General features: G+C 42.0%; 26 protein-coding genes and 3 pseudogenes. 23 read left to right on the top strand and 6 right to left on the bottom strand.

What is annotated here, in order from left to right; genetic code table 11:
* Nucleotides 1-37 precede the first annotated feature (37 nt).
* The 8 genes and pseudogenes from PCY12_RS01025 to PCY12_RS00995 all read left to right on the top strand — a co-directional run.
* A complete protein-coding gene (locus tag PCY12_RS01025) occupies nucleotides 38-715 on the top strand; it encodes a tRNA (adenine(22)-N(1))-methyltransferase TrmK (protein ID WP_301351141.1) in 678 nt (225 codons plus the stop codon).
* Nucleotides 702-1,499 carry a Nif3-like dinuclear metal center hexameric protein gene (locus PCY12_RS01020; protein ID WP_301351140.1) on the top strand — a complete coding sequence of 266 codons (798 nt, stop codon included), beginning with the start codon at nucleotides 702-704 and terminating at the stop codon, nucleotides 1,497-1,499. The genes PCY12_RS01025 and PCY12_RS01020 overlap by 14 nt, the downstream gene beginning before the upstream one ends.
* A 16-nt stretch (nucleotides 1,500-1,515) precedes the next feature.
* Nucleotides 1,516-2,619: an FAD-dependent oxidoreductase gene (locus PCY12_RS01015; RefSeq protein ID WP_301351139.1), complete on the top strand. Its 1,104-nt coding sequence runs from the start codon at nucleotides 1,516-1,518 to the stop codon at nucleotides 2,617-2,619.
* Between the two features lie 99 nt (nucleotides 2,620-2,718).
* A complete protein-coding gene (gene galE, locus PCY12_RS01010; protein WP_001156552.1) occupies nucleotides 2,719-3,738 on the top strand; it encodes a UDP-glucose 4-epimerase GalE in 1,020 nt (339 codons plus the stop codon).
* Nucleotides 3,722-4,300: pseudogene (locus PCY12_RS10300) on the top strand (glycosyltransferase family 2 protein); the annotation flags it as partial. The gene galE and the pseudogene PCY12_RS10300, both read left to right, overlap by 17 nt.
* Nucleotides 4,301-4,486: 186 nt before the next feature.
* A pseudogene (locus tag PCY12_RS10295) lies at nucleotides 4,487-4,675 on the top strand (glycosyltransferase); the annotation flags it as partial.
* Between the two features lie 176 nt (nucleotides 4,676-4,851).
* Nucleotides 4,852-5,496, top strand: coding sequence for a hypothetical protein (locus PCY12_RS01000; RefSeq protein WP_050238782.1), 645 nt, complete (start codon nucleotides 4,852-4,854; stop codon nucleotides 5,494-5,496).
* 38 nt (nucleotides 5,497-5,534) lie between these two features.
* Nucleotides 5,535-5,636: pseudogene (locus tag PCY12_RS00995) on the top strand (group 2 glycosyl transferase); the annotation flags it as partial.
* A 50-nt stretch (nucleotides 5,637-5,686) separates the two neighbouring features.
* Here PCY12_RS00995 and PCY12_RS00990 read toward each other — a convergent pair.
* On the bottom strand, nucleotides 5,687-5,893 hold the full coding sequence (locus tag PCY12_RS00990) for a ferredoxin (protein ID WP_000705155.1): 207 nt from the start codon (nucleotides 5,891-5,893) through the stop codon (nucleotides 5,687-5,689).
* A 51-nt stretch (nucleotides 5,894-5,944) separates the two neighbouring features.
* On the opposite strand from PCY12_RS00990, the gene PCY12_RS00985 reads away from it, so the two are divergent.
* The 8 genes from PCY12_RS00985 to PCY12_RS00950 all read left to right on the top strand — a co-directional run bounded on the left by PCY12_RS00985 (nucleotide 5,945) and on the right by PCY12_RS00950 (nucleotide 11,525).
* Nucleotides 5,945-6,418, top strand: coding sequence for an SAG1386/EF1546 family surface-associated protein (locus PCY12_RS00985; RefSeq protein WP_301351137.1), 474 nt, complete (start codon nucleotides 5,945-5,947; stop codon nucleotides 6,416-6,418).
* An 8-nt stretch (nucleotides 6,419-6,426) separates the two neighbouring features.
* Complete coding sequence (gene cmk, locus PCY12_RS00980; RefSeq protein ID WP_173282514.1) at nucleotides 6,427-7,098, top strand: (d)CMP kinase; 672 nt, start codon at nucleotides 6,427-6,429, stop codon at nucleotides 7,096-7,098.
* Nucleotides 7,099-7,227: 129 nt separating this feature from the next.
* A complete protein-coding gene (locus tag PCY12_RS00975; protein WP_001061596.1) occupies nucleotides 7,228-7,566 on the top strand; it encodes a zinc ribbon domain-containing protein YjdM in 339 nt (112 codons plus the stop codon).
* A 2-nt stretch (nucleotides 7,567-7,568) separates the two neighbouring features.
* Nucleotides 7,569-8,198 (top strand): Pr6Pr family membrane protein, encoded by a 630-nt coding sequence (locus PCY12_RS00970; protein WP_301351136.1) that lies wholly within the window; start codon nucleotides 7,569-7,571, stop codon nucleotides 8,196-8,198.
* Nucleotides 8,199-8,322: 124 nt separating this feature from the next.
* Entirely contained in the window at nucleotides 8,323-9,474 is a 1,152-nt protein-coding gene (locus PCY12_RS00965) for an MFS transporter (protein WP_301351135.1), read from the top strand.
* A gap of 99 nt (nucleotides 9,475-9,573) precedes the next feature.
* A complete protein-coding gene (gene truA / locus PCY12_RS00960; RefSeq protein ID WP_301351134.1) occupies nucleotides 9,574-10,323 on the top strand; it encodes a tRNA pseudouridine(38-40) synthase TruA in 750 nt (249 codons plus the stop codon).
* The gene (locus PCY12_RS00955; protein WP_301351133.1) at nucleotides 10,313-11,086 is read left to right on the top strand and encodes a bifunctional hydroxymethylpyrimidine kinase/phosphomethylpyrimidine kinase; all 774 of its coding nucleotides are present in this window, start codon (nucleotides 10,313-10,315) and stop codon (nucleotides 11,084-11,086) included. The genes truA and PCY12_RS00955 overlap by 11 nt, the downstream gene beginning before the upstream one ends.
* Complete coding sequence (locus PCY12_RS00950) at nucleotides 11,064-11,525, top strand: ECF transporter S component (protein ID WP_000814989.1); 462 nt, start codon at nucleotides 11,064-11,066, stop codon at nucleotides 11,523-11,525. Before PCY12_RS00955 ends, PCY12_RS00950 begins: the two co-directional genes overlap by 23 nt.
* Nucleotides 11,526-11,600: 75 nt before the next feature.
* On the opposite strand, the gene PCY12_RS00945 is transcribed toward PCY12_RS00950, so the two are convergent.
* The 5 genes from PCY12_RS00945 to PCY12_RS00925 form a co-directional block, all read right to left on the bottom strand.
* Nucleotides 11,601-11,807, bottom strand: a complete 207-nt coding sequence (locus PCY12_RS00945; protein ID WP_240155851.1) for a hypothetical protein — start codon at nucleotides 11,805-11,807, stop codon at nucleotides 11,601-11,603.
* A 17-nt stretch (nucleotides 11,808-11,824) separates the two neighbouring features.
* Nucleotides 11,825-12,907 (bottom strand): Xaa-Pro peptidase family protein, encoded by a 1,083-nt coding sequence (locus PCY12_RS00940; RefSeq protein WP_166731568.1) that lies wholly within the window; start codon nucleotides 12,905-12,907, stop codon nucleotides 11,825-11,827.
* Between the two features lie 126 nt (nucleotides 12,908-13,033).
* Nucleotides 13,034-13,816 carry a lipid II isoglutaminyl synthase subunit GatD gene (gatD, locus tag PCY12_RS00935; RefSeq protein WP_301351132.1) on the bottom strand — a complete coding sequence of 261 codons (783 nt, stop codon included), beginning with the start codon at nucleotides 13,814-13,816 and terminating at the stop codon, nucleotides 13,034-13,036.
* On the bottom strand, nucleotides 13,816-15,159 hold the full coding sequence (murT, locus tag PCY12_RS00930; RefSeq protein WP_301351131.1) for a lipid II isoglutaminyl synthase subunit MurT: 1,344 nt from the start codon (nucleotides 15,157-15,159) through the stop codon (nucleotides 13,816-13,818). The genes gatD and murT overlap by 1 nt, the downstream gene beginning before the upstream one ends.
* A gap of 98 nt (nucleotides 15,160-15,257) precedes the next feature.
* Nucleotides 15,258-16,574: an FAD-containing oxidoreductase gene (locus PCY12_RS00925; protein ID WP_301351130.1), complete on the bottom strand. Its 1,317-nt coding sequence runs from the start codon at nucleotides 16,572-16,574 to the stop codon at nucleotides 15,258-15,260.
* Nucleotides 16,575-16,781: 207 nt separating this feature from the next.
* Between PCY12_RS00925 and PCY12_RS00920 the strand changes: the two genes are divergently transcribed.
* From PCY12_RS00920 to greA, 7 genes are all read left to right on the top strand, one after another.
* Complete coding sequence (locus tag PCY12_RS00920) at nucleotides 16,782-19,880, top strand: DEAD/DEAH box helicase (RefSeq protein WP_301351129.1); 3,099 nt, start codon at nucleotides 16,782-16,784, stop codon at nucleotides 19,878-19,880.
* Between the two features lie 47 nt (nucleotides 19,881-19,927).
* Nucleotides 19,928-20,545, top strand: coding sequence for a cystathionine gamma-synthase (locus tag PCY12_RS00915; protein ID WP_301351128.1), 618 nt, complete (start codon nucleotides 19,928-19,930; stop codon nucleotides 20,543-20,545).
* Between the two features lie 10 nt (nucleotides 20,546-20,555).
* Nucleotides 20,556-21,890, top strand: a complete 1,335-nt coding sequence (murC, locus tag PCY12_RS00910; RefSeq protein WP_301351127.1) for a UDP-N-acetylmuramate--L-alanine ligase — start codon at nucleotides 20,556-20,558, stop codon at nucleotides 21,888-21,890.
* A gap of 9 nt (nucleotides 21,891-21,899) precedes the next feature.
* Nucleotides 21,900-22,361 carry a GNAT family N-acetyltransferase gene (locus PCY12_RS00905; RefSeq protein WP_301351126.1) on the top strand — a complete coding sequence of 154 codons (462 nt, stop codon included), beginning with the start codon at nucleotides 21,900-21,902 and terminating at the stop codon, nucleotides 22,359-22,361.
* Nucleotides 22,358-22,915 carry a GNAT family N-acetyltransferase gene (locus PCY12_RS00900; RefSeq protein WP_049512241.1) on the top strand — a complete coding sequence of 186 codons (558 nt, stop codon included), beginning with the start codon at nucleotides 22,358-22,360 and terminating at the stop codon, nucleotides 22,913-22,915. The genes PCY12_RS00905 and PCY12_RS00900 overlap by 4 nt, the downstream gene beginning before the upstream one ends.
* 123 nt (nucleotides 22,916-23,038) lie before the next feature.
* Nucleotides 23,039-24,703 (top strand): endolytic transglycosylase MltG, encoded by a 1,665-nt coding sequence (gene mltG, locus PCY12_RS00895; protein WP_049512238.1) that lies wholly within the window; start codon nucleotides 23,039-23,041, stop codon nucleotides 24,701-24,703.
* A gap of 61 nt (nucleotides 24,704-24,764) precedes the next feature.
* Nucleotides 24,765-25,247 (top strand): transcription elongation factor GreA, encoded by a 483-nt coding sequence (gene greA, locus PCY12_RS00890; protein ID WP_000818767.1) that lies wholly within the window; start codon nucleotides 24,765-24,767, stop codon nucleotides 25,245-25,247.
* Nucleotides 25,248-25,309 lie beyond the last annotated feature (62 nt).

The following is a 25,309-nucleotide window of genomic DNA, read 5'->3' as shown; positions in this document are numbered from 1 at the left end:
TAATAAGAGGTAATAGAGTTTTGGAAAGAGAGAGAAGATGATTTCAAAGAGATTAGAGTTGGTGGCGTCTTTTGTGCCGCAGGGAGCCATTTTACTAGATGTGGGAAGTGACCATGCTTATCTGCCTATCGAGTTGGTCGAAAGAGGACAAATTAAAAGTGCTATTGCGGGTGAGGTGGTGGAAGGCCCCTATCAGTCTGCGGTCAAAAATGTTGAGGCTCACGGCCTAAAGGAGAAAATCCAAGTCCGTTTAGCAAATGGCTTGGCAGCCTTTGAAGAGGCAGACCAAGTCTCTGTCATCACCATCGCTGGTATGGGTGGCCGTTTGATTACTAGGATCTTAGAAGAAGGCTTGGACAAGTTAGCTAATGTAGAACGATTGATCCTCCAGCCTAATAATCGTGAAGACGATTTGCGTATCTGGTTACAAGAGAACGGATTTCAGATTGTGGCTGAAAGCATCTTAGAAGAAGCTGGCAAGTTTTATGAGATTTTGGTGGTGGAAGTAGGACAAATGAAGCTATCAGCTAGTGATGTTCGCTTTGGTCCCTTCTTGTCCAAAGAGGTCAGTCTAGTCTTTGTCCAAAAATGGCAAAAAGAAGCTGCTAAGCTAGAGTTCGCCCTCGGACAAATCCCTGAAAAAAATTTGGAAGAACTTCAAGTTCTAGTAGATAAAATTCAAGCCATCAAGGAGGTTCTCCATGCTAGCAAGTGAAGTGATTAAACGCTATGAAGCCTTTTGCCCTCAGGAATTTTCTATGGAGGGAGACAGCCGTGGTCTGCAAATTGGCACTTTGGACAAGGATATCCAAAGGGTCATGGTGACTCTGGATATTCGTGAAGAAACGGTGGCTGAAGCCATTGAAAAGGGTGTGGATTTGATTATCGTCAAGCACGCGCCGATTTTCCGTCCTATCAAGGACTTGGTAGCTAGCCGTCCACAAAATCAGATTTACATTGATCTGATAAAGCATGACATCGCAGTTTATGTCAGCCATACCAATATTGACATCGTTGAAAATGGCCTCAATGATTGGTTCTGCCAGATGCTAGGCATTGAGGAGACGACTTATCTGCAGGAGACAGGTCCTGGACGTGGAATTGGACGTATTGGGAATGTTCAGTCTCAGACATTTGGAGAATTGGCCCAACACGTCAAGCAAGTCTTTGGTTTAGATAGCCTTCGATTGGTGCATTATCAAGAGAATGACTTGCAGAATCCTATTTCAAGAGTGGCCATCTGTGGTGGAAGTGGGCAGTCTTTCTATAAGGATGCTTTAGCCAAAGGAGCGGATGTCTATATCACTGGTGACATTTACTACCACACTGCCCAGGATATGCTGTCTGATGGCTTGTTGGCACTGGATCCAGGACACTATATCGAAGTGCTGTTTGTGGAAAAAATTGCAGAGCTTCTTAATCAATGGAAAGAGGAAAAAGGCTGGACAATCGATATTGTACCTAGTCAAGCATCGACCAATCCTTTCCACCATATCTAGTTAGAAAGTGAAAACAATGAAAAAAGTTGCTATTATCGGAGCAGGAATTGTGGGAGCAACAGCTGCCTACTACCTCTCGAAAGAAAGTGACCTAGAAGTAACCGTCTTTGACCATGAACAAGGTCAGGCTACCAAGGCCGCAGCAGGAATTATCAGTCCTTGGTTTTCCAAACGCCGCAATAAGGCCTGGTACAAAATGGCGCGCTTGGGGGCTGATTTTTATGTGGATTTGTTGGCTGATTTAGAAAAGTCAGGACAAGAAATCGACTTTTACCAGTGTTCGGGAGTCTTTCTCCTGAAAAAGGATGAAACTAAGTTGGAAGAACTGTATCAACTAGCCCTCCAGCGCAGAGAAGAATCTCCCTTGATAGGCCAGTTAGCCATTTTAGACCAAGCATCAGCAAATGAATTATTCCCTGGCTTGCAGGGATTTGACCGCTTGCTCTATGCTTCTGGTGGAGCGAGAGTAGATGGTCAGCTCTTAGTGACTCGTTTGCTGGAAGCCAGTCACGTCAAGCTGGTCAAAGAAAAAGTGACTCTGACACCGTTAGCATCAGGCTACCAGATTGGTGAAGAGGTGTTTGATCAGGTTATTTTGGCGACGGGAGCTTGGTTGGGGGATATGTTAGAACCCTTGGGTTATGCTGTGGATGTTCGTCCCCAAAAAGGACAACTACGAGATTATCAGCTTGGCCAAGACATGGAAGCTTACCCTGTTGTTATGCCAGAAGGGGAGTGGGATTTGATTCCTTTTGCAGGTGGGAAACTATCCTTAGGCGCTACTCATGAAAATGACATGGGGTTTGATTTGACGGTAGATGAAACCTTACTCCAACAAATGGAGGAGGCAGCCCTGCCTTGCTATCCTAGTTTAGTAGAAGCTACCAGAGCTGGTGAGCGTGTGGGAATCCGTGCCTATACCCGTGATTTCTCTCCCTTCTTTGGGCAGGTGCCAGAATTGGCAGGTGTCTATGCTGCTAGTGGACTAGGTTCATCAGGCCTCACAACTGGTCCTATCATTGGTTACCATCTAGCTCAACTGATTCAAGACAAGGAGTTGACTCTGGACCCTGAAAACTACCCAATTGAGAACTATGTCAAACGAGTAAAAAGCGAATAAATATTTTACTGAAATTTTAGCTTAGCTTCTAGGATGGCAAATGACATTCCCTATCAAAAATGGTAAAATAAGAAAAAATCCGAGAATCGAGGAAAGAAGATGCAAGAAAAGATTTTGGTAACGGGTGGGGCAGGTTTTATCGGGACCCACACAGTTATTGAGTTAATCCAAGCAGGTCATCAAGTTGTTGTGGTAGATAACCTTGTCAACAGCAATCGCAAAAGTTTAGAAGTTGTTGAGAGAATTACAGGAGTTGAAGTGCCGTTCTATGAGGCAGATATCCGTGATACAGATACTCTTCGTGACATTTTCAAGCAAGAAGAACCAACAGGGGTCATTCACTTTGCTGGCTTGAAGGCTGTCGGTGAATCTACTCGTATTCCTCTTGCTTATTATGACAATAATATCGCTGGAACTGTTAGCCTTTTGAAAGCCATGGAAGAAAACAACTGTAAAAACATCATTTTCAGTTCTTCTGCGACAGTTTACGGAGATCCGCATACAGTGCCCATCTTGGAAGATTTCCCACTTTCAGTGACCAATCCATACGGTCGTACTAAGCTTATGCTAGAGGAAATTTTGACCGATATCTACAAGGCAGACTCAGAGTGGAATGTAGTCTTGCTTCGTTACTTTAACCCAATCGGAGCCCATGAGAGTGGTGATTTGGGAGAAAATCCAAATGGTATTCCAAACAACCTCTTGCCATATGTGACTCAAGTAGCAGTTGGGAAATTAGAGCAAGTGCAAGTGTTTGGAGACGATTACGATACGGAAGATGGAACCGGTGTTCGTGACTATATCCACGTTGTTGACTTGGCTAAAGGTCACGTTGCAGCTCTGAAAAAAATCCAAAAAGGCTCAGGTCTAAACGTTTATAACCTTGGAACAGGTAAAGGCTACTCAGTTCTTGAAATTATCCAAAACATGGAAAAAGCAGTGGGACGTCCAATTCCTTACCGCATTGTAGACCGTCGCCCAGGGGATATCGCAGCCTGTTATTCAGATCCTGCAAAAGCCAAAGCAGAACTGGGCTGGGAAGCAGAATTAGGTATCACCCAAATGTGTGAAGACGCATGGCGTTGGCAAAGCAAGCATCCAAATGGATTTGAAGACTAAGATGGTGATGTCAATCATTGTCCCCTGTTTAAACGAAGAGGAAGTACTTCCTCTTTTTTATCAGGCTTTGGAAGCTTTACTTCCAGATTTGGAAACAGAAATCGAGTATGTCTTTGTCGATGATGGATCGAGTGATGGGACCTTGGAACTCTTAAAGGCCTATCGGGAGCAAAATTCGGCAGTACATTATATTTCTTTCTCTCGAAATTTTGGAAAAGAAGCAGCCCTCTATGCAGGCTTGCAATATGCGACAGGAGATTTGGTGGTGGTGATGGATGCAGACCTCCAAGATCCTCCTGGTATGTTGCTCGAGATGAAAAACTTACTAGACCAGAATGCAGATTTAGACTGTGTAGGAACACGGAGAACCAGTCGGGAGGGAGAACCAGTTTTACGTAGTCTCTGCGCTAATCTCTTTTATCGCCTTATGAAAAAAATCAGCCCAGTAGCCCTGCCGTCAGGTGTCCGTGATTTTCGCATGATGAGACGGTCTGTAGTCGATGCTATTTTATCCTTGACCGAGTCCAATCGTTTTTCTAAGGGACTCTTTGCCTGGGTCGGCTTTAAAACCCACTATTTGGACTATCCAAATGTCGAAAGGCAGGCTGGCAAGACCAGTTGGAGTTTTAGGCAACTCTTTTTCTACTCCATTGAAGGGATTGTTAATTTTTCAGATTTTCCCTTGATTATAGCCTTTGTGGCTGGTCTCCTATCTTGTTTTATTTCTCTGCTTATGACTTTTTTTGTTGTGGTGCGGACTCTCATTTTGGGCAATCCGACATCAGGTTGGACCTCTCTGATGGCTGTCATTCTCTTTCTTGGAGGCATTCAACTCTTGACCATTGGGATTCTCGGCAAGTACATCAGTAAAATTTATTTGGAGACTAAAAAAAGACCACTTTATCTGATCAAAGAAAAAAGTTATCATAGATCATGAAAAAGTAGGAGTTATCTAGCGCAGTCACTTTTTTGTAATTATAATTCTTTTGGTCTGGAGCTTGAGTGATTTTTAAAAAAAAATTAGGGATTTGACATGATATAAATGAACTATGTGGAATAAATTTACTGCAAAGACGATAACTTAATAAATAAAAAATTCAGGAGGGTTATTTTATGCTAAGTAAAGAGGAGTATATTGAAGAAATCGGGCTAATAAAGAAACAAAATTATGTAGAGGCTGAATTGTATCCTATAGTTGCTGATATAATTAAGCCAACTTTAAAAGATAGTTTATCAAAAAGATATGTCTTCGGAAGACAAAGAAGGGGTTTGGGACAAATTTATTATGGTCTAAGTAATTTTCCTGATATAGTTATTTTAGATAAGACTTATGAAAACAAATCTAGGAAAAGTATAAAAATTGAAGAATGGAAGAAACTTCGAGGATGCATGGAAGTTAAGAATTTAAATTATAGTTTAATTACAGAGGAAAAAATCAAATCAACCATATCGAACAGTTTTGAACATATAACTGGAGAGATGGGACAACTTATTGGAGACCTTTTATGGTATAAAAAAGTAATTTATACAAATGGAATTGAATGGAGATTTCTAAGTTTAGATGACAAGGAAGAGATAGATAATACAATTGTTGAAGTAGTTAACAAAAGAATAGAAACAGAAGAAGCGGGAAATTCTTTTGATTGGTGGAAGAATATTAAAGATTTATCGTTCAATTATACGGATATATGCCTATCTAAAGATTGTAGACAAGAGTGGAATGAATTTGTAAAAAGGGTAAAGGAAATAGAATGGTAGAAGTCTATTCTCATTGAGAAATTTATATTTTAAGTTGCAGTAAAATTTATTTGGAGACTAAAAAAAGACCACTTTATCTCGTTAAAGAAAAAAGTGACCTTCCTGATTTTACAGAAAAAAATAAAGTGAAAAGACTATAATTTTACATGGAAATATGCTAAACTAGAGGGAGTGGGTTATCGCCATTGATTTAGGCTTCCTGGTTTCCAATCAGGGCGCGAGTTGGGCAATTTTTAACAGCCTCTAAGACATCCTGACTAGGAGAAATTTCTTTTTCCAGCTGGTCAGGATCATCGTAAAAACGCACGATTCCATTATCGTGGTAATCAAATAAATCAGAATAAGTTTGGCAAAGTCCACAGGCGATACATCGTTCAGGTATAAGTGTGATTTTCATGTTCATATTTATATTGTAATAAGAAAAGTAAAAAAAAACAAGGAGTAGGGTATGGAAAAAGAACCGTGGCAAGAAGATATTTATGATCAAGAAGAATCAAGAGCAGAGCGTCGTAAGAGAACTCAAGGCAGAGATGTAGTAGCCAATCGTGTCTTGACGATCTTAGCTAGTATTTTTTTTGTAATTGTGGTGGTGATGGTCATCGTTCTCATCTATCTATCATCGGGGGGGAGTAATCGCACAGCAGCCTTAAAAGACTTTCACGATTCAGATGCAAGTGTAGTACAAGTCTCATCTTCAAGCAGTTCCCAGCCTGAGCAGAGTTCAGAGCCAGAATCTACTTCTAGCAGTTCAGAAGAAGCTACTAATCCTGAAGGAACGATTAAAGTTCTCGCAGGAGAAGGGGAAGCAGCTATTGCAGCTCGTGCTGGGATTTCGATTGCTCAGTTAGAGGCCTTGAATCCTGGGCACATGGCTACAGGGTCTTGGTTTGCTAATCCAGGTGATGTTGTTAAAATCAAATAGGAGTTGATATGAAAACAATTCAAATTGCTATTGACGGCCCTGCTTCAAGTGGTAAGAGTACGGTCGCAAAGATTATTGCCAAGGATTTTGGATACACCTACCTAGATACAGGTGCTATGTATCGTGCAGCGACCTATATGGCTCTCAAGAACCAGTTAGGAGTAGAAGAAGTCGAAGCCCTTCTAGCCTTGTTGGACCAGCATCCAATTAGTTTTGGGCGTTCAGAAACTGGGGAACAGCTTGTCTTTGTAGGAGATGTGGATATTACTCATCCTATCCGTGAAAATGAAGTGACCAATCATGTTTCTGCTATTGCAGCAATTCCTCAAGTGCGTGAGAAACTGGTTTCTCTCCAACAAAAAATCGCCCAGCAAGGCGGGATTGTCATGGATGGCCGCGATATTGGAACTGTTGTATTGCCACAAGCAGAATTAAAAATTTTCCTAGTAGCTTCGGTAGATGAAAGAGCAGAGCGTCGTTACAAGGAAAATATTGCCAAGGGAATTGAAACAAACCTTGAAATACTAAAAGAGGAAATTGCTGCGCGTGACTACAAGGATAGTCATCGTGAGACTTCGCCTCTCAAACAAGCAGAGGATGCAGTTTACCTTGATACAACTGGATTGAACATTCAAGAAGTAGTTGAAAAAATCAAAGCAGAAGCTGAAAAAAGAATGTAAATGTAGAAAAGCCGATAGATGGATATCGGTTTTTTCTAAATTTGTCAAAATGCTGATTTTAGGGTATAATAGTTGCTGTTCGAGAAATTTTGATTTTCAAAGAATAGTGAATGATGATAAGGAGAAACCATGAACAACTTACCAAATTGTCCAAAATGTAACTCAGAGTATGTCTACGAAGACGGTGCCCTACTGGTTTGCCCAGAGTGTGCTTATGAGTGGAATCCTGCTGAAGTTGCAGATGTAGAAGAGGGCCTTGTCGCTATCGATGCCAACGGAAATAAATTGGCTGACGGTGATACAGTAACTCTCATCAAGGACTTGAAAGTAAAAGGTGCGCCAAAAGATTTGAAACAAGGGACGCGCGTGAAAAATATCCGCATCGTAGAAGGCGACCACAATATCGACTGTAAGATTGATGGTTTTGGTGCCATGAAACTCAAATCAGAGTTTGTGAAGAAGATTTAAGTATGTCAAAACACTATAAATTTGTATTTTATAGCCGTATCTTCTTGTTTCTAGCGGCTTTTACGGGAGTTTATCTTGAAATTACCAAGCATGGTGGTTTTGGGATGCTTCTCTATTACACGGTTCTGTCCAACCTCTTGGTAACTATTTTTACCCTTTATCTCCTAAAGATGATGAGCCGTGTAGGTGAAAACTGGCAAAGACCAAGTCTCTTGCGTTTAAAAGGTGGGGTCACCATGAGTATCATGATTACCTGTGTGATTTACCATTTCCTCTTAGCGCCCATTGCGACTAATTTCTATACTCTGGAAAATTTCCTTTGCCACTATATCGTTCCCCTCTGGTTTTTCGCAGATACCCTCTTTTTTGACAAACAGGGTCAATACAAGATTTGGGATCCAATTGTGTGGACGATTTTACCCTTGCTGTATATGATGTTTGCTCTTTTTAATGGCTTGGTTCTAAAACTCAATATTCCAAATGCCAAGGATAATCCTTTCCCTTACTTCTTTTTGAATGTAAACAAGGGTTGGGATGTTGTGTTCAAGTGGTGTCTGATTATCTTTGTTGCCTATATGGTAGCAGGATTTATCTTCTACTTTATTAAGCAATTCAAGAGAAAGTCATCCTAAGACACAAGGGATTCATTTTCGAGTTTAAGAAGGAGTCTGTACACTAAAGAGGCTTCTTCTTTTCTTGCTTGTTTGATAACTATCAAAAAATTAGAAGATTAAGAGAAATATAGAAAGAGATTTCATGAAACAATTTTTAGAACGGGCCAGTATTTTGGCTCTCTCCCTCGTTTTGATTACGTCCTTTTCCATCTCGAGTGCCCTGCCAGCCATGTTTGACTATTATCAAGGTTATCCTAAGGAACAAATTGAACTCTTGGCGAGCTTGCCTTCCTTTGGAATCATGATGATGTTATTACTAAATGGTTTCTTAGAAAAAATATTTCCTGAGCGATTACAGATTAGTTTGGGCTTGCTGATTTTATCATTGAGCGGGACGGCTCCCTTTTGGTATCAAGCTTATCCTTTTGTCTTTGGAACACGGATTCTCTTTGGTTTGGGTCTTGGGATGATCAATGCCAAGGCTATTTCTATTATTAGTGAACGCTATCAAGGAAAAACGCGAATTCAGATGTTAGGGCTACGCGGTTCTGCAGAGGTCGTTGGGGCTTCTCTCATTACCTTGGCAGTCGGCCAGTTGTTGGCCTTTGGTTGGACAGCTACCTTCCTAGTCTATAGTGCTGGATTTTTGGTGCTGACTCTTTATCTGCTCTTTGTCCCTTATGGAAAAGAAAAGAAAGAAGTCAAGAAAAAAGCGAAGGAAGCAAGTCGTTTAACTCGAGAAATGAAAGGCTTGATTTTTACCCTAGCTATTGAAGCAGCGGTTGTAGTTTGTACCAATACGGCTATTACCATCCGTATTCCAAGTTTGATGGTAGAAAGAGGACTTGGAGATGCCCAGTTATCTAGTTTTGTCCTTAGTGTCATGCAGTTGATCGGGATTGTGGCTGGTGTGAGTTTTTCTTTCTTGATTTCTATCTTTAAAGAGAAACTGCTCCTCTGGTCCGGTGTTACCTTCGGCTTAGGGCAAATCGTGATTGCTCTCTCTCCATCCTTGTGGGTGGTAGTGGCAGGGAGTATTATGGCTGGTTTTGCCTACAGTGTAGCCTTGACGACGGTCTTTCAACTTGTCTCTGAACGAATTCCAGCTAAACTACTCAATCAAGCAACTTCATTTGCAGTTTTAGGCTGTAGTTTCGGAGCCTTTACGACTCCATTCGTTCTAGGTGCAATTGGCTTACTAACTCACAATGGGATGTTGGTCTTTGCTATCTTAGGATCTTGGTTAATTGTAACCTCTATCTTTGTCATGTACCTACTTCAAAAGAGAGCTTAGGATTGGTTTCCTAAGTTTTTCTTTTTAGGATTTTTGTACCCGGACAATATTTGTTTTAGGACCTTGTCTACAAACTAATTTCTTGATAAAATAGAGATTATGACGAGATATAAAGCAACTGTTTCCTATGATGGTTACGCCTTTGCTGGCTTTCAGCGCCAGCCCCATGCGCGGAGCGTTCAGGAAGAAATTGAAAAAACCTTGACAAGATTGAATAAGGGGCAAGCCATCACTGTTCACGGTGCTGGTAGGACAGATAGTGGGGTTCATGCTTTGGGACAGGTGATTCATTTTGACCTACCCTATCAAATGGATGAGGAAAAGCTCCGTTTTGCTTTGGACACCCAGTCCCCTGAAGATATTGATGTGATTTCAATTGAGCTTGTGGCGAATGATTTTCATTGCCGTTATGCCAAGCACAGTAAGACCTATGAGTTTATCGTGGATAGGGGCCGTCCCAAAAATCCCATGCGCCGTCACTATGCGACTCACTTTCCCTATCCGCTTGATGTGGATCGGATGCAGGAGGCCGTCAAAAAGCTAGAAGGAACCCATGATTTCACTGGCTTTACAGCCTCTGGGACTAGTGTAGAGGATAAGGTTCGCACTATTACAGAAGCCAGTCTTAGGGTTGATGAGACAGGCCAGTTTTTGACTTTTACCTTTTCAGGAAATGGTTTCTTGTATAAACAGATTCGCAATATGGTGGGGACACTGCTCAAAATCGGCAACAAGCGTATGCCAGTAGAGCAGATTGACCTCATCTTGGAGAAAAAGGACAGGCAGCTTGCAGGTCCCACTGCAGCACCAAATGGTTTATATTTAAAGGAGATTCGTTATGAAGAATAATCGTATTTTAGCACTTTCTGGAAATGATATTTTTAGTGGTGGTGGTTTGTCAGCTGATTTGGCTACCTATACCTTGAACGGCTTGCATGGCTTTGTAGCAGTGACTTGTTTGACAGCCTTGACAGAAAAAGGATTTGAAGTCTTTCCAACTGATGATACCATTTTTCAACATGAATTAGATAGCTTGCGTGATGTGGAGTTTGGGGGAATTAAGATTGGTCTTCTCCCTACTGTTAGTGTGGCTGAGAAGGCCTTGGACTTTATCAAACAACGCCCAGGAGTGCCTGTGGTTCTGGATCCTGTCTTGGTATGCAAGGAAACGCACGACGTAGCAGTTAGTGAACTCTGCCAAGAGTTGATTCGCTTTTTCCCTTATGTCAGTGTGATTACGCCTAACCTCCCAGAAGCAGAATTATTAGCTGGTCAAGAGATTAAAACCTTGGAAGACATGAAGGCTGCAGCGCAGAAATTATATGCCTTAGGAGTACCAGCAGTCATTATCAAGGGAGGCAATCGCCTTAGTCAGGACAAGGCTGTGGATGTCTTTTATGATGGACAAAACTTTACAGTCCTAGAAAATCCAGTTATCCAAGGCCAAAATGCTGGTGCAGGTTGTACCTTTGCCTCTAGCATTGCCAGTCACTTGGTTAAAGGTGATGAACTTTTACCAGCAGTAGAAAGCTCTAAGGCTTTCGTTTATCGTGCCATTGCACAAGCAGATCAGTATGGAGTGAGACAATATGAAGCAAACCAAAACAACTAAAATCGCCCTTGTATCCCTATTAACCGCCCTCTCTGTGGTCCTAGGCTATTTCTTAAAAATTCCAACACCGACAGGCATTCTAACTCTTTTAGATGCGGGTGTCTTCTTTACGGCCTTCTACTTTGGTAGTCGTGAAGGGGCTGTAGTCGGAGGACTGGCAGGTTTCTTGATTGACCTCTTATCAGGCTATCCTCAGTGGATGTTCTTTAGTTTGGTCAACCATGGCTTGCAGGGATTTTTCGCAGGATTTAAAGGAAAAACTCAGTGGTTAGGCCTTATCTTAGCAACGATTGCCATGGTAGGGGGTTACGCCTTGGGTTCTACATTGATGAATGGCTGGGCTGCAGCCCTACCAGAAATCCTACCAAATTTCATGCAAAATATGGTAGGGATGATTGTAGGATTTATTCTTAGTCAAAGTATCAAGAAGATTAAGTAAAGAGGATGTGGAGAAAGTCCTAAGAATTAGAAAAAACGCATAGTATCAGGTGTTGAAACCTTGATACTATGCGTTTTATTGTGGGAAGATTTTATACTCTTCGAAAATCTCTTCAAATCGCGTCAACGTCGCCTTGCCGTAGATATGGTTACTGACTTCGTCAGTTCTATCCACAACCTCAAAACAGTGTTTTGAGCTGACTTCATCAGTCTTATCTACAACCTCAAAACAGTGTTTTGAGCAACCTGCGGCTAGTTTCCTAGTTTGCTTTTTGATTTTCATTGAGTATTAGATGAATATTAATCAAAATAAAGCAAGTCTTTGCTGGTGCTTGTAAAGAGGTCAAAGCCATCCTTGGTAACAACACCGCAGTCTTCGATACGGACACCGACTTTACCAGGGATATAGATACCTGGTTCAACAGAGAAGCACATGCCTTCTTCGATGACCATGTCGTTTCCTTCCATGATAGATGGGAATTCGTGGACATCCATACCGATACCGTGACCGAGACGGTGGTTGAAGTATTCACCGTAACCAGCTTTTTCGATGACCTCACGGGCAGCCCGGTCCACTTCATGGGCAGTCACACCTGGTTTGATAAAGTCAAGAGCAGCTTGTTGGGCTTCAAGGGTCAAGTTGTAAATGTCTTTCTTGAATTGGTCTGGTTTGCCGACAGCGACTGTACGAGTCATATCTGAAGCATAGCCGTTGACCAGAACACCAAGGTCAAAGAGTAGAAGAGCATCATTTTCAACCTTGTTAGCTGCTGGAATACCGTGTGGATTTGCAGCATTATCACCAGTCAAGACCATGGTATCAAAACTCATTTCATAGCCTTCACGTTTCATAGCAAAGTCAATTTGAGCGATGATATCTGTCTCAGTCTTATCAAGAGAAATATTGTCAAAACCAACCTTAACAGCCTTGTCCGCATAGAGACCTGCAACCATCATTTTTTGCACTTCGTCAGCTGATTTGATGAGGCGCATGCGTTGGATACGAGGAGTGAGGTTGTCAAACTCAGCAGTTTCAAAAACGATTTTTAAACCATGATATTTTGTCAAGATGAGATTGTCAAACTCAACAGCGACACGTTTGAAATCAAGCTGTGGAAGAGCGTGTTTCATTTTTTGCCATGGATTTTCAGAATCCACATAGCCCACAACTGGGAAGGAAACAGTGCTAGTAGCACGCTCAACTTCAAGGGCTGGGACAAAGAGGAGGGGTTCCTGATCCGCTAGGACAAAAAGGAACATTTGGCGTTCATGGGGATCACTGTAAAAGCCAGTGAGGTAATTGATTGTGACGGGGTCAGATACGACAGCGACGTCTAGTTTTTCTGATTCAAGATATGTTACGATTTGTTGTAATTTAGACATATGCTACCTTCTTTCTACCCCTCTATTTTGGCAAAAAAAGAGAGAAAATGCAAGAGAGAAGGGTAAAAGAAGAGACAAAAAAACTCCGACAAGATAACGGAGTTCTTTGATATGGTTTTCCTTGGTTTAAGAAAAGTCAGCCTTGCTTTTCACGTCGCTGTATTCTTCAGCGATTTCTTGGCTGAGAATGTCCTCATAAGCAGGGAGTTGAATGTCCTGACCATATTTCTTCTTGAGGGCGGTAGTGACTAGGCGATAAGCCAGATTGGCATTACGAGAGAGGATAGGTCCGTGGAAGTAGGAACCAAAGACATTCTTATAATGAACCCCTTCACCAATCTTTTCTTCATTGTTTCCATTTCCATAGACTACCTGTCCCAGTGGTTTTTGGTCATCTGAGAGGAAGGTACGGCCCTGGTGATTTTCAAAGCCATAGTAGGTTTCATTGAAATCTTCATTGTGAATCTTGATGTCCCCGATAAAACGGTTATTGGTCTGATTGAGGGTGTAGTGGCCCATGACCCCTAGTCCTTCGATGCGTTTTCCTGAAGCTTCAACATAATACTGACCCAACAGTTGGAAACCACCACAGATAGCGAGAACCACACCGTCGTTTTGGATGTAGTTGTCAATGCTCTCTTTTTTAGCAGGTAGGTCGTCTGCAATGATACTCTGTTCAAAGTCTTGACCACCACCGAAAAAGGCAATGTCGTAGTGATTTTCATCAAAGTCATCATGGAGAGAAACGATGTCAACCGTCACATGGGCTCCCAGCTTTTCAGCCACATACTTGAGCATGAGGATGTTTCCATTGTCCCCGTAGGTATTCATGAGGTTTCCGTAGAGGTGGGCAATGTTGAGCTGATAGGGGTAATTGCCAGCTTTTGAGGAAAGTGAAGTATAAACCATTAGTTCATTTCCTTTCTAACAATCTGACGACTAGCCAGCAGTTCGCGGAACTCAAGCATAGCAGTATAGGTAGCCAGAATATAAGCATGCTTGCAGTCTTGCTTCTCAATGGTCTTAAGAACTTGCTCTAGACTACTTGTTTCAGTAATTTTATCAGCTGGATAGCCTGTTACTCGGAGACGACGTGCAATTTCAGAATGGCGAACACCGCCAGCGTTGATTTCGGGAATGTCCATGTCAGTGATTTGTTCAAAATCAGCATCCCAGATCCAGCTTGTATCAATTCCGTCTGCATAGTTAGCGTTAAGGAGGACAGATAGGCTAAATGGATAAGGAGCCAGTTTAATCATCTCGATAGCTTGAGTTGCACCGACTGGATTTTTAATCAAGACGAGGGTACATTCCTTGTCGCCGATATGGAAGGTTTCTTGGCGTCCAAAGACAGCACGGCTCTTATCAAATCCTTGCTTGATGAGTTGTGAATCTGCACCAAGGAAACGGGCGATGGCAACCGCAGCTAGGGCGTTGTAGATATTGTAGAGACCACCGATTTGAATACCGTATTCTTGTCCGTCAATGACAAAGCGAGAGCGATTGTTGGTCAATTCAACCAGTTTTGTCAAACGATAGTCCAAATCAGGACGTTTACATCCACAGCCTTCACAGATATAGGCACCCAAGTTTGCATAGGTATTGTGCTCGTATTTGAGGATGCCTTGACAGTCAGGGCAGAGGATACCTTCGGTATTATAGTGAGCCAGCTGGGCTGGACCTTTCTCCAAGTCAAAACCAAAATACTGTACAGGATTTGGAATAGCTGGCTTGTAGAAAAGTGGACTGTCTCCATTAAGGAGAACAGTGGCAGTAGGCACCTTACGAATAGCATCCAAAATCATCTTGTAAGTTGTGTAAATCTCACCATAGCGATCCATCTGGTCACGGAAGATATTGGTGATGACAAATAAGCTTGGTTGGATATAGTCACAGATACGAGATAGACTGGCTTCATCAATTTCTAAGACGGCAATATTTTTTCCAGTTTTAGAAGGCTTGGCTGTTAAGAAGGTTGTCGCAATTCCTGTAATCATGTTGGCACCGCTTGGGTTGGTCAGAACTTGACCATAAACCTCTTTTAAAATGCCGACAGTGAGGGCAGTTGTCAAGGTTTTTCCGTTAGTTCCAGTGACCACGACAATCTCGTAGTTCTTAGCTAGGTTTTGTAAAATATCTTTATCAAATTGAAGGGCAAGTTTTCCTGGGAGCGTACTTCCACGGCCAAGACGGCTTAAAATGAAGTGGGAAGAACGCCCAGCTAGGAGGCCCAAAGTAGTTTTTAAGTTCATGTTTCTATTATATCACAAAAGAGGGAAAAGACAGATTTGGTGTTTCGCAGAAGCAAAAACAGCCCAAAGAGGGCTGTCAGTTAAGATGAGATTTCAACTTAAATCGCAAACAAGTCATTCAAGTTCTCAGCCAAGGTTGGGTGAGTGAAGATTTGTTTTGTGAAGTAAGTGTAAGGAATCTTGTTGTCCATAGCAACAGTGATGATGTTGATGATTTCTTGAGAACCTTCTGAGAAGATGCTTGCTCCAAGAATTTCTTTTGTTTCAGTATTGACAACAGCTTTGAAGGCACCGCGAAGGTCTCCATTTACGTGACCACGAGGCATTGCTGCAACGGGGATTTCCTTAACAGCGTATGGAAGTTTCAAATCAGCTGCTTGGCTTTCAGTCAAACCAACTTGTGAAAGTGCAGGTGTGATGAACATAGTATTTGGCACATTGAGACGGTCTTCAAGTGTGTAGCTGCCATCTCCAGCAAGGTAGCTGTAAACAACACGGAAGTCATCAAGTGAAATGTAAGTAAATTGAAGGCCACCGTTGACATCTCCAACTGCAAAGACACCAGGAACGTTTGTTTGACAGTGTTTGTCTACTTTAATAGCACCACGTTCAGTTAGTTCAATATCTGTATTTTCAAGTTGAAGTGGTTCTATATTTGGTTTGCGTCCAGTTGCGTAGAGAAGGGCGTCGAAACGGTAAGTTTCGTCTTCAGTTACGACAAGCACTTGGTCACCATCGTTTTTGATTTCAGTAGTATGGATATTTTGAAGCAATTCAATGCCATCTTCTTCCATGTATTGTTTAGCAAGAGCTGCGATGGAAGGTTCTGCACGAGGAAGGAAAGTATCCAAGGCATCTAGGACTGTGACCTTGCTTCCAAGTTTGTTGTAAAGGCCGGCAAATTCAAGACCGATATTTCCGCCACCAAGGATTCCAAGTTTTTCAGGTAATTTGTCCAAGTTTTGGATACCTGTTGAGTCAAAGATGTTTTTGCTTGTAGCAAGTCCAGGGATTGGCAAGACGTTTGAAACAGCACCAGTGTTGATGACGATTGTTTCAGCAGTCAGTTCTTTCTTTTCATCACCAGCTTGGATTTCGATGACTTTATTTGAAAGGAAGTGAGCTTCCGCATCAAAGATATCTACGCCTGTACCAGCAACAGTCGCATAGTTTTTACCGTTGAGGCGACCAGTGATCGTGTTTTTAGTAGCAATCACTTCTTCAAAAGACAAGTCCTTCTCAGCAGCAACTAGCAAGGTTTTAGTTGGGATACAACCAATGTTGATACAAGTTCCACCGTACATAGCCTTGCTACGTTCAACGAGGGCAACTTTTTTGCCAGCTGAAGCCAATTTACCTGCTAGTGTTTTACCAGCTTTACCAAATCCGATAACGATTAAATCATAAGTTAACATTGAGAGTTCCTCCTATTCGCATTTCATTCTAGCATAAGAAAAAAACTTTTGCACAATTCTGCTACGCTTTAAAAAAGTTTATGAAATAGTGGAAATTTCAGCCTCATTTTCTCAGGGTAACTTGAAATTCGCCGACAAGTATCCCTAGAAGGCTATTTTCATAGGGGAAAATATGGTATAATAAAAAGATAAGGTAAAGGTAAAAATATGGCTAAATTGATTCCGGGGAAAGTCCGTATCGAAGGCGTTGCCCTTTATGAAACTGGTAAGGTTGACATTATCAAGGAAAAGAACAATCGGCTCTACGCTCGCGTTGCAGAAGAAGAACTGCGCTATAGTTTAGAGGATGATTTGGTTTTTTGTGCTTGCGATTTTTTCCAAAAGAGGGGCTACTGTGTGCATTTGGCAGCTCTGGAGCATTTTCTAAAAAATGATGAGCGTGGTCAGGAAATCTTGCAGAGTTTGGAAGAAGGTCACGAAGAAAAAGAGGCCGTTGAAACCAAGGTAACCTTGGGTGGCAAATTTTTGGACCGAATCTTGTCTCCAAAATCAGAACGTGCCTATGAATTATCGGCTGTGGGGCAAGTGGAAGTAGGAACCAATCATATCTTGTGGACCCTGAGAATCGGGCAAATCAATAGCCAAAAATACTACGTCATTCGGGATATTCCACTCTTTTTAAGGATTGTCGAGCAGAGAAAGTCTTATATGATTGGGAAAACCTATGAGGAATCCTTATCTTGGAAATCCTTTGATGAGGCCAGCCAAGAACTTCTGAATTTCTTACGAGGACTGATGGAGGAAGGACAGGCTCCAGACCTCTTTTTCCAAAACCAGGGTCGGCACCTCTTTTTCCCTCTGACTTTTTTTGAGCAGGGTGTGAATTTACTGATGACCTTGCCGCATTTTCAATTTGACCATCAACTGGATAGCTACCAGACTCTGCTTTTTCAGGATATGCATGCTGATGCCAATCTCTTTGCCTTTACAGTAAAAGAATACTCGGATTATTTTGAAATGGAAATCAGTGAGAGTCCAAGGGTCAATGCCTTTTATCAGGGAGCTGTGCTTTTCCATAAAGGACAGGTTTATTTTCTAACAGACCAGCAGATGCGTCTTCTCAAGGAAATCAAAGCGTTGCCTTTGGATCAGCATAGCAAGAAATACCTGCAATTTGATAGCAGTGACCGAGATAAGTTAGCCTCTTGTTTAGCTCTTTTTAGCCAGATGGGGACTGTTTCAGCTCCAGAACGGCTACAAATCAAAACTTTTGCGCCCTCTTTTTACTTTGACAGGGAAGAAGATAATCGGATTCGTTTAGAAATTCAGTTTGATTATGGAGACAGACAGGTATCAAGCCGACAAGAGCTAGAAGAATTACCATTTTCGAGTGACGCTGACTTAGAAGAAAGAGTTTTCCAAGTCTGTTTGGCAGCTGGTTTTGAAGCAGATTTTCAATCTTGGCGTCAGGCCCTAAAAGCGGAGTCTGTTTATCATTTCTTTCACGAAATCATTCCAGTCTTTGAAAAACTCGGTCATGTTGACCTATTAGACAAGCTAGAAGAGCTTTATAGCCTAGCGAGTCCTCAAGTGCAGATTGCTTCCAAGGGAGGTCTCTTGGAAATCCAATTTGATTTTCAAGATATTGCCCAGGAGGAAATCGACCAAGCCATGCAGGCCTTGGTTGCCAATCAAGATTTTTATATCGATTCGTCCAATCAAGTCTACTTTTTCGATGAAGAAACCAAGAAAATTCGCCAAAATCTACAGGAACTGGGGCAATTTGAACTAAAAGATGGCTCCTTGCAGGCTCGGAAATCCTTGGCCTACAGTTTAGCTCATCTTTTTGAAGGGCGAGACCGTGTTTCTTTCTCACAAGAATTCCAGAATCTGGCCCACGACTTGACGCATCCAGAGGACTTTCCTCGACAAGCAACCCAGGTTCAGGCTGACTTGCGAGATTATCAGGAAAAGGGAATCAGCTGGCTGCAAATGCTCCATCATTATGGTTTTGGTGGAATTTTGGCTGATGATATGGGATTGGGTAAAACCCTTCAGACCATTGCTTTTTTGACCAGTCAAGTGACAAAAGAAAGTCGGGTCTTGATTTTAGCTCCGTCAGGTTTGATCTACAACTGGGCAGATGAATTTCAGAAATCTGCCCCACAGTTGGATGTGGCTGTTGTTCATGGTTTGAAAGCTAGTCGTGAAGAGATTCTTGCTGAGAGCCATCAAATCTATGTGACCAGCTATGCTACCTTCCGTCAGGACAGTGATCTTTATCAAGGGATGGCCTTTGACTTCCTTTTCTTAGATGAGGCTCAGGTCATGAAAAATGCCCAGACCAAGATTGCCCAGACCTTGAGACAATTTGTGGTGCCGTCGGTCTTTGCCTTGTCAGGGACTCCTATTGAAAATCATCTGGGGGAGTTGTGGTCTATTTTCCAAATCGTCATGCCAGGACTCCTGCCAAGTAAGAAAGAATTTATGAAATTGCCAGCCGAGCGCGTGGCTCAGTTTATCAAGCCTTTCGTCATGCGGCGAAAGAAAGAAGAAGTTCTGACTGAATTGCCAGACTTAATCGAAGTAGTTTATAAGAATGAACTGGAAGACCAGCAAAAGGCTATTTACCTAGCCCAGTTGCAACAGATGAGAGATCGTCTGGCGCAAGTGTCGGATCAGGAATTTCAGCGAAGTCGAGTTGAAATCTTATCTGGTTTGATGCGCTTGCGTCAAATTTGCGACACGCCTGCCCTCTTTATGGAGGATTATCAGGGTGCCAGTGGTAAACTGGATAGTCTCCGAGACCTGTTGGTACAGGTGGCAGACGGCGGACACCGTGTCTTGATTTTCTCCCAGTTCAAGGGAATGTTGGAGAAAATTGAACAAGAACTGCCAGACTTGGGCTTGACATCCTTTAAAATTACGGGCTCAACCCCAGCTAAGGAAAGACAAGACATGACCAAGGCCTTTAACCAAGGGGAAAGAGATGCCTTTCTAATTTCCCTCAAGGCTGGTGGGGTCGGTCTGAACCTGACAGGTGCTGATACGGTTATCTTGGTTGACCTTTGGTGGAATCCTGCGGTGGAAGCGCAAGCCATTGGCCGTGCCCATCGGATGGGTCAGGAAGAAACGGTTGAGGTCTATCGCTTGGTAACCAAGGGAACCATTGAAGAAAAAATACAGGAACTCCAGGAACAAAAGAAACATTTGGTGTCACAAGTATTGGACGGAACAGAGTCACGTGGCAGTCTGACCCTAGCAGAAATTAGAGAAATTTTGGGAATTTCTGAAGCCAGCACTTGAAAAATCAAGACAATACGCTATAATGAAGTGTTGAAAGGAAATAGAAAATGAAACAAGAACGATTTCCATTGGTGTCAGATGACGAGGTCATGTTGACTGAAATGCCAGTCATGAACTTGTACGATGAGTCTGATCTGATCAGTAATATCAAGGGTGAGTATCGAGATAAAAATTATTTAGAATGGGCTCCTATTACTGAAGAGGCGCCAGTCAAACCGATTGAAAAGCAAGTAGAGAAACCTAAAAAGGCTCCTTTAGGGGTTAAAAAAGAAGGAAAGAGCTATGCGGAGGTAGCGCGTGAAGAAGCGCGTGCGGACTTGAAAAAGAAACGCTCTGCTAACTACCTAACTCAGGATTTCAGCCGTGCGAGACGTCATTCTCAATCTGGCCTCCTTAGACAGGGCAATCAACCGACAGCGCCTTTCCAAAAGGAAAATCCTGGTGAATTGGTGAAATATAGCCAAAAATTGACCCAGTCTCATTATATCTTGGCGGAAGAAGTTCATTCTATCCCTACCAAGAATGAAGAAGTGTCAGCACCTGCTCCAAAGAAAAACAACTATGATTTTCTAAAGAAGAGCCAAATCTACAATAAAAAAAGTAAACAAACAGAACAAGAACGTCGGGTTGCCCAAGAGTTGAATCTGACCAGAATTACAGAATAGGGGAGGAAACATGTCAAAGACATATCATTTTATCGGAATTAAGGGATCAGGGATGAGTGCCTTAGCCTTGATGTTGCACCAAATGGGGCATAAGGTACAGGGATCAGATGTTGAAAAGTACTACTTTACTCAACGTGGTCTTGAGCAGGCAGGCATTACCATTCTTCCTTTTGATGAAAAGAACCTAGACGGTGATATGGAAATTATCGCTGGAAATGCCTTTCGTCCAGATAACAATGTCGAAATTGCCTATGCAGACCAAAATGGTATCAGCTACAAACGTTACCATGAATTTCTAGGTAGCTTTATGCGTGATTTTGTTAGCATGGGAGTAGCTGGAGCGCATGGAAAAACTTCAACGACAGGTATGTTGTCTCATGTCTTGTCTCACATCACAGACACTAGCTTCTTGATTGGGGATGGGACAGGTCGTGGTTCGGCCAATGCCAAATATTTTGTCTTTGAATCTGACGAATATGAGCGTCACTTCATGCCTTATCACCCAGAATACTCTATTATTACCAACATTGACTTTGACCATCCAGACTATTTCACAAGTCTCGAGGATGTTTTCAATGCCTTTAACGACTATGCCAAACAAATTACCAAGGGTCTTTTTGTCTATGGTGAAGATGCAGAATTGCGTAAAATTACGTCTGATGCACCAATTTATTATTATGGTTTTGAAGCAGAAGGTAATGACTTTGTAGCTAGTGAGCTTCTTCGTTCAACAACTGGTTCAACCTTCACCGTTCATTTCCGTGGACAAGACTTGGGGCAATTCCACATTCCAACCTTTGGTCGTCACAATATCATGAATGCGACAGCCGTTATTGGTCTTCTTTACACAGCAGGATTTGATTTGAACTTGGTGCGTGAGCACTTGAAAACATTTGCCGGTGTTAAGCGTCGTTTCACTGAGAAAATTGTCAATGATACAGTTATTATCGATGACTTTGCCCACCATCCAACAGAAATTATTGCGACCTTGGATGCGGCTCGTCAGAAATACCCAAGCAAGGAAATTGTAGCAGTCTTCCAACCGCATACCTTTACAAGAACCATTGCCTTGTTGGACGAATTTGCTCACGCTTTGAACCAAGCGGATGCTGTTTACCTAGCGCAAATCTATGGATCTGCTCGTGAGGTAGACCATGGTGACGTTAAGGTAGAAGACCTAGCCAAAAAAATCAACAAAAAACACCAAGTGATTACTGTTGAAAATGTTTCCCCACTCCTTGACCATGACAATGCTGTCTATGTCTTTATGGGAGCAGGAGACATCCAAACCTATGAATACTCATTTGAGCGTCTCTTGTCTAATTTGACAAGTAATGTTCAATAGGATGCTCCCATGGAAATTCCAATTAAGATCATTCAGGCAAGCAAGTCTGATTTGGCTGAGATAGAGGCGATTCAAACTTTGTCTTTTCCAGCTGAAAAGCAGCTGACTTCCCATATTTTAGAAGAAAGTATCCGTAAGTGTGCGGATACCTTTCTTCTAGCTAGGGATGAAAATCAACTGTTAGGCTATATTCTATCAAGTCCCCAGTCAGACAATCCGCAATGTCTAAAAATACATTCTTTAGTCATTGAGTCTGACCATCAGAGACAGGGCTTGGGAACACTTCTTCTTGCAGCCTTGAAAGAGGTGGCAGTTGAGCTGGATTACAAAGGGATTCGTTTGGAGAGTCCTTCTGAGCTGCTTTCCTATTTTGAAATGAATGGTTTTATTGATGAAGAAACTTCGCTTTATGCAACTAGCCAGGGTTTTAGTATGATTTGGTTTAATCCCTTTTATCTGGAGGCACAATGAAAATCAGACAAGCAAGATTAGAAGATTTGGATCGGATTGTTGAACTTGAACTAGAGAATTTCTCGGTCGAAGAAGCCATTCCTCGCTCCGTCTTTGAAGCGCATTTGCGAGAAATTCAGACTTCGTTTCTGGTTGCAGAAAAAGAGGGCAGGATTATGGGTTATATCGAAGGACCAGTTGGCCCCCACCGCCATCTGCAAGACCAGTCTTTTACAGAAGAAATAAAAGACTATAGTCATGAGACTGGTGGTTATATCTCTGTGACCTGTCTTTCTATTGCCAAGGAAGCACAGGGACTCGGACTGGGTCAGAAATTGCTGACATCCTTGAAAAAACTGTCTCTTGAACACGAAAGAGAAGGCATTAACCTAACCTGTCATGACTATCTCATCGCCTACTATGAAAAACACGGATTTGTCAATGAAGGCTTGTCTCAGTCAACCTTTGCAGGGGAAACTTGGTATGATATGGTCTGGGAAGCTAATACTCTTCGAAAATCAAATTCAAACCACGTCAGCGTCGCCTTACCGTACTCAAGTACAGCTTGCGGCTAGCTTCCTAGTTTGCTCTTTGATTTTCATTGAGTATAAAAAATAAGCTAGGAAAAGTATCATAGGTTGCTTTTCTTGGACTTTTAAGATATAATATTATGGATTGTCAACAAGGAGGAAAAACTTTTGAGTGAAAAGTCAAGAGAAGAAGAGAAATTAAGCTTTAAAGAGCAGATTCTGAGAGATTTAGAAAAAGTAAAAGGCTATGATGAAGTTCTGAAAGAAGATAATGCAGTAGTTCGCACTCCTGCAAATGAACCTTCAGCTGAAGAACTCATGGCTGATTCCTTGTCAACGGTAGAGGAGATTATGAGAAAAGCTCCTGCTGCGCCTACTCACCCAAGTCAAGATGTACCAGCTTCTCCAGCAGATGAGATTCAAAGAGAAACTCTTGGTGTTCCAAGTCACCCAAGTCAAGATGTACCTTCTTCTCCAGCGGAAGAAAGTGGTTCAAGACCAGGACCAGGTCCTGTTAGACCTAAGAAACTTGAAAGAGAATACAATGAAACCCCAACAAGGGTAGCTGTTTCCTATAAGACAGCAGAGAAAAAAGCAGAACAAGCAGGTCCAGAAACACCTACGCCTGCTACAGAAACAGTGGATATCATCAGCGATACACCACGTCGTAGCCGTAGAGAAGGAGCAAAACCCGTTAAGCCTAAGAAAGAGAAGAAGTCACATGTGAAAGCCTTTGTGATTTCATTCCTTGTATTCCTTGCCTTGCTCTCAGCAGGTGGTTACTTTGGTTACCAGTACGTGCTAGATTCTTTGTTACCCATCGATGCTAATTCTAAGAAATATGTGACGGTTCAAATTCCTGACGGTTCAAACGTTCAAGAAATCGGTACGACGCTTGAAAAAGCTGGTTTGGTAAAGCATGGTCTGATTTTTAGCTTTTATGCCAAGTATAAAAATTATACCGACTTGAAAGCAGGTTACTACAATTTGCAAAAGAGTATGAGTACAGAAGACTTACTCAAAGAGTTGCAAAAAGGTGGAACAGATGAACCACAAGAACCTGTCCTTGCGACTTTGACAATTCCAGAAGGTTATACCTTGGATCAGATTGCTCAAGCTGTGGGTCAATTGCAAGGTGACTTCAAAGAGCCTTTGACAGCGGAGGCTTTCCTAGCAAAAGTTCAAGATGAGAACTTTATCAGTCAAGAAGTTGCCAAATATCCGAGTTTACTTGAAAGCTTGCCTACAAAGGAAAGTGGGGCTCGTTATCGTTTGGAAGGATATCTTTTCCCAGCTACTTACTCTATCAAGGAAAGCACAACTGTTGAAAGCTTGATTGATGAGATGTTAGCTGCTATGGATAAGAACCTATCTCCTTACTATAGTACTATCAAATCTAAAAACTTGACTGTCAATGAGTTGTTGACCATTGCTTCCTTGGTCGAAAAAGAAGGTGCCAAGACAGAAGATCGTAAGCTCATTGCCGGTGTATTCTACAATCGTTTGAATCGTGATATGCCACTTCAAAGTAATATTGCAATCTTGTATGCCCAAGGAAAACTGGGGCAAAATATCAGCCTAGCTGAGGATGTTGCGATTGATACCAACATTGATTCACCTTATAATGTTTATAAAAATGTAGGTCTCATGCCTGGTCCAGTCGATAGTCCAAGTCTGGATGCGATTGAGTCAAGCATCAATCAAACTAAGAGCGATAACCTCTACTTTGTAGCAGATGTCACAGAAGGCAAGGTCTACTATGCTAATAATCAAGAAGACCACGACCGCAATGTCGCTGAACATGTCAACAGCAAATTAAACCAAACAAACTAAAATTATGTGATACTTCACATAATTTTCTTTCGAAAATATCATCAGAAGAAAGTTGAGAAAAATGGCAGAAAAAACATATCCTATGACCCTTGAGGAAAAGGAAAAACTTGAAAAAGAATTAGAAGAATTGAAATTGGTTCGCCGACCAGAAGTGGTAGAACGCATTAAGATTGCCCGTTCATACGGTGACCTTTCTGAAAACAGTGAATACGAAGCAGCTAAGGATGAACAAGCCTTTGTCGAAGGACAAATCTCTAGCTTGGAAACAAAAATCCGTTACGCTGAAATCGTCAATAGTGACTCAGTTGCAGATGATGAAGTAGCGATTGGTAAAACAGTCACTATCCAAGAAATTGGTGAGGACGAAGAAGAAGTTTATATTATCGTAGGTTCAGCGGGTGCGGATGCCTTTGCAGGTAAAGTTTCAAATGAAAGCCCAATTGGACAAGCCTTGATTGGCAAGAAAACAGGTGACACAGCAACGATTGAAACACCTGTTGGTAGCTATGATGTAAAAATCTTAAAGGTTGAAAAAACAGCCTAAAAACAAAAAAGGAGTGGGGAGGCTGTGCGCTTCACTCACTCCTTTTTCCATTTTAAATTGAA

The sequence above is a fragment of the Streptococcus sp. SPS1 genome (genome assembly GCF_030439915.1).
Taxonomy (GTDB): domain Bacteria; phylum Bacillota; class Bacilli; order Lactobacillales; family Streptococcaceae; genus Streptococcus.
Note: the sequence above shows the minus strand (reverse complement) of the source record. Positions and strands in the feature narration are given on the sequence as shown.

Coding starts and splice junctions, on each gene's coding strand:
- PCY12_RS00905 (WP_301351126.1), top strand. CDS start 21,900: ATGGAAATTCCAATTAAGATCATTCAGGCAAGCAAGTCTGATTTGGCT.
- gatD (WP_301351132.1), bottom strand. CDS start 13,816: ATGGTTTATACTTCACTTTCCTCAAAAGCTGGCAATTACCCCTATCAG.
- PCY12_RS00920 (WP_301351129.1), top strand. CDS start 16,782: ATGGCTAAATTGATTCCGGGGAAAGTCCGTATCGAAGGCGTTGCCCTT.
- PCY12_RS00990 (WP_000705155.1), bottom strand. CDS start 5,893: ATGAAAATCACACTTATACCTGAACGATGTATCGCCTGTGGACTTTGC.
- truA (WP_301351134.1), top strand. CDS start 9,574: ATGACGAGATATAAAGCAACTGTTTCCTATGATGGTTACGCCTTTGCT.
- PCY12_RS00975 (WP_001061596.1), top strand. CDS start 7,228: ATGAACAACTTACCAAATTGTCCAAAATGTAACTCAGAGTATGTCTAC.
- PCY12_RS00940 (WP_166731568.1), bottom strand. CDS start 12,907: ATGTCTAAATTACAACAAATCGTAACATATCTTGAATCAGAAAAACTA.
- PCY12_RS00900 (WP_049512241.1), top strand. CDS start 22,358: ATGAAAATCAGACAAGCAAGATTAGAAGATTTGGATCGGATTGTTGAA.
- PCY12_RS01025 (WP_301351141.1), top strand. CDS start 38: ATGATTTCAAAGAGATTAGAGTTGGTGGCGTCTTTTGTGCCGCAGGGA.
- PCY12_RS00955 (WP_301351133.1), top strand. CDS start 10,313: ATGAAGAATAATCGTATTTTAGCACTTTCTGGAAATGATATTTTTAGT.
- murT (WP_301351131.1), bottom strand. CDS start 15,159: ATGAACTTAAAAACTACTTTGGGCCTCCTAGCTGGGCGTTCTTCCCAC.
- cmk (WP_173282514.1), top strand. CDS start 6,427: ATGAAAACAATTCAAATTGCTATTGACGGCCCTGCTTCAAGTGGTAAG.
- PCY12_RS00985 (WP_301351137.1), top strand. CDS start 5,945: ATGGAAAAAGAACCGTGGCAAGAAGATATTTATGATCAAGAAGAATCA.
- PCY12_RS00970 (WP_301351136.1), top strand. CDS start 7,569: ATGTCAAAACACTATAAATTTGTATTTTATAGCCGTATCTTCTTGTTT.
- greA (WP_000818767.1), top strand. CDS start 24,765: ATGGCAGAAAAAACATATCCTATGACCCTTGAGGAAAAGGAAAAACTT.
- PCY12_RS01020 (WP_301351140.1), top strand. CDS start 702: ATGCTAGCAAGTGAAGTGATTAAACGCTATGAAGCCTTTTGCCCTCAG.
- PCY12_RS01015 (WP_301351139.1), top strand. CDS start 1,516: ATGAAAAAAGTTGCTATTATCGGAGCAGGAATTGTGGGAGCAACAGCT.
- murC (WP_301351127.1), top strand. CDS start 20,556: ATGTCAAAGACATATCATTTTATCGGAATTAAGGGATCAGGGATGAGT.
- galE (WP_001156552.1), top strand. CDS start 2,719: ATGCAAGAAAAGATTTTGGTAACGGGTGGGGCAGGTTTTATCGGGACC.
- PCY12_RS00915 (WP_301351128.1), top strand. CDS start 19,928: ATGAAACAAGAACGATTTCCATTGGTGTCAGATGACGAGGTCATGTTG.
- PCY12_RS00945 (WP_240155851.1), bottom strand. CDS start 11,807: ATGAAAATCAAAAAGCAAACTAGGAAACTAGCCGCAGGTTGCTCAAAA.
- PCY12_RS00925 (WP_301351130.1), bottom strand. CDS start 16,574: ATGTTAACTTATGATTTAATCGTTATCGGATTTGGTAAAGCTGGTAAA.
- PCY12_RS00950 (WP_000814989.1), top strand. CDS start 11,064: ATGAAGCAAACCAAAACAACTAAAATCGCCCTTGTATCCCTATTAACC.
- PCY12_RS00965 (WP_301351135.1), top strand. CDS start 8,323: ATGAAACAATTTTTAGAACGGGCCAGTATTTTGGCTCTCTCCCTCGTT.
- PCY12_RS01000 (WP_050238782.1), top strand. CDS start 4,852: ATGCTAAGTAAAGAGGAGTATATTGAAGAAATCGGGCTAATAAAGAAA.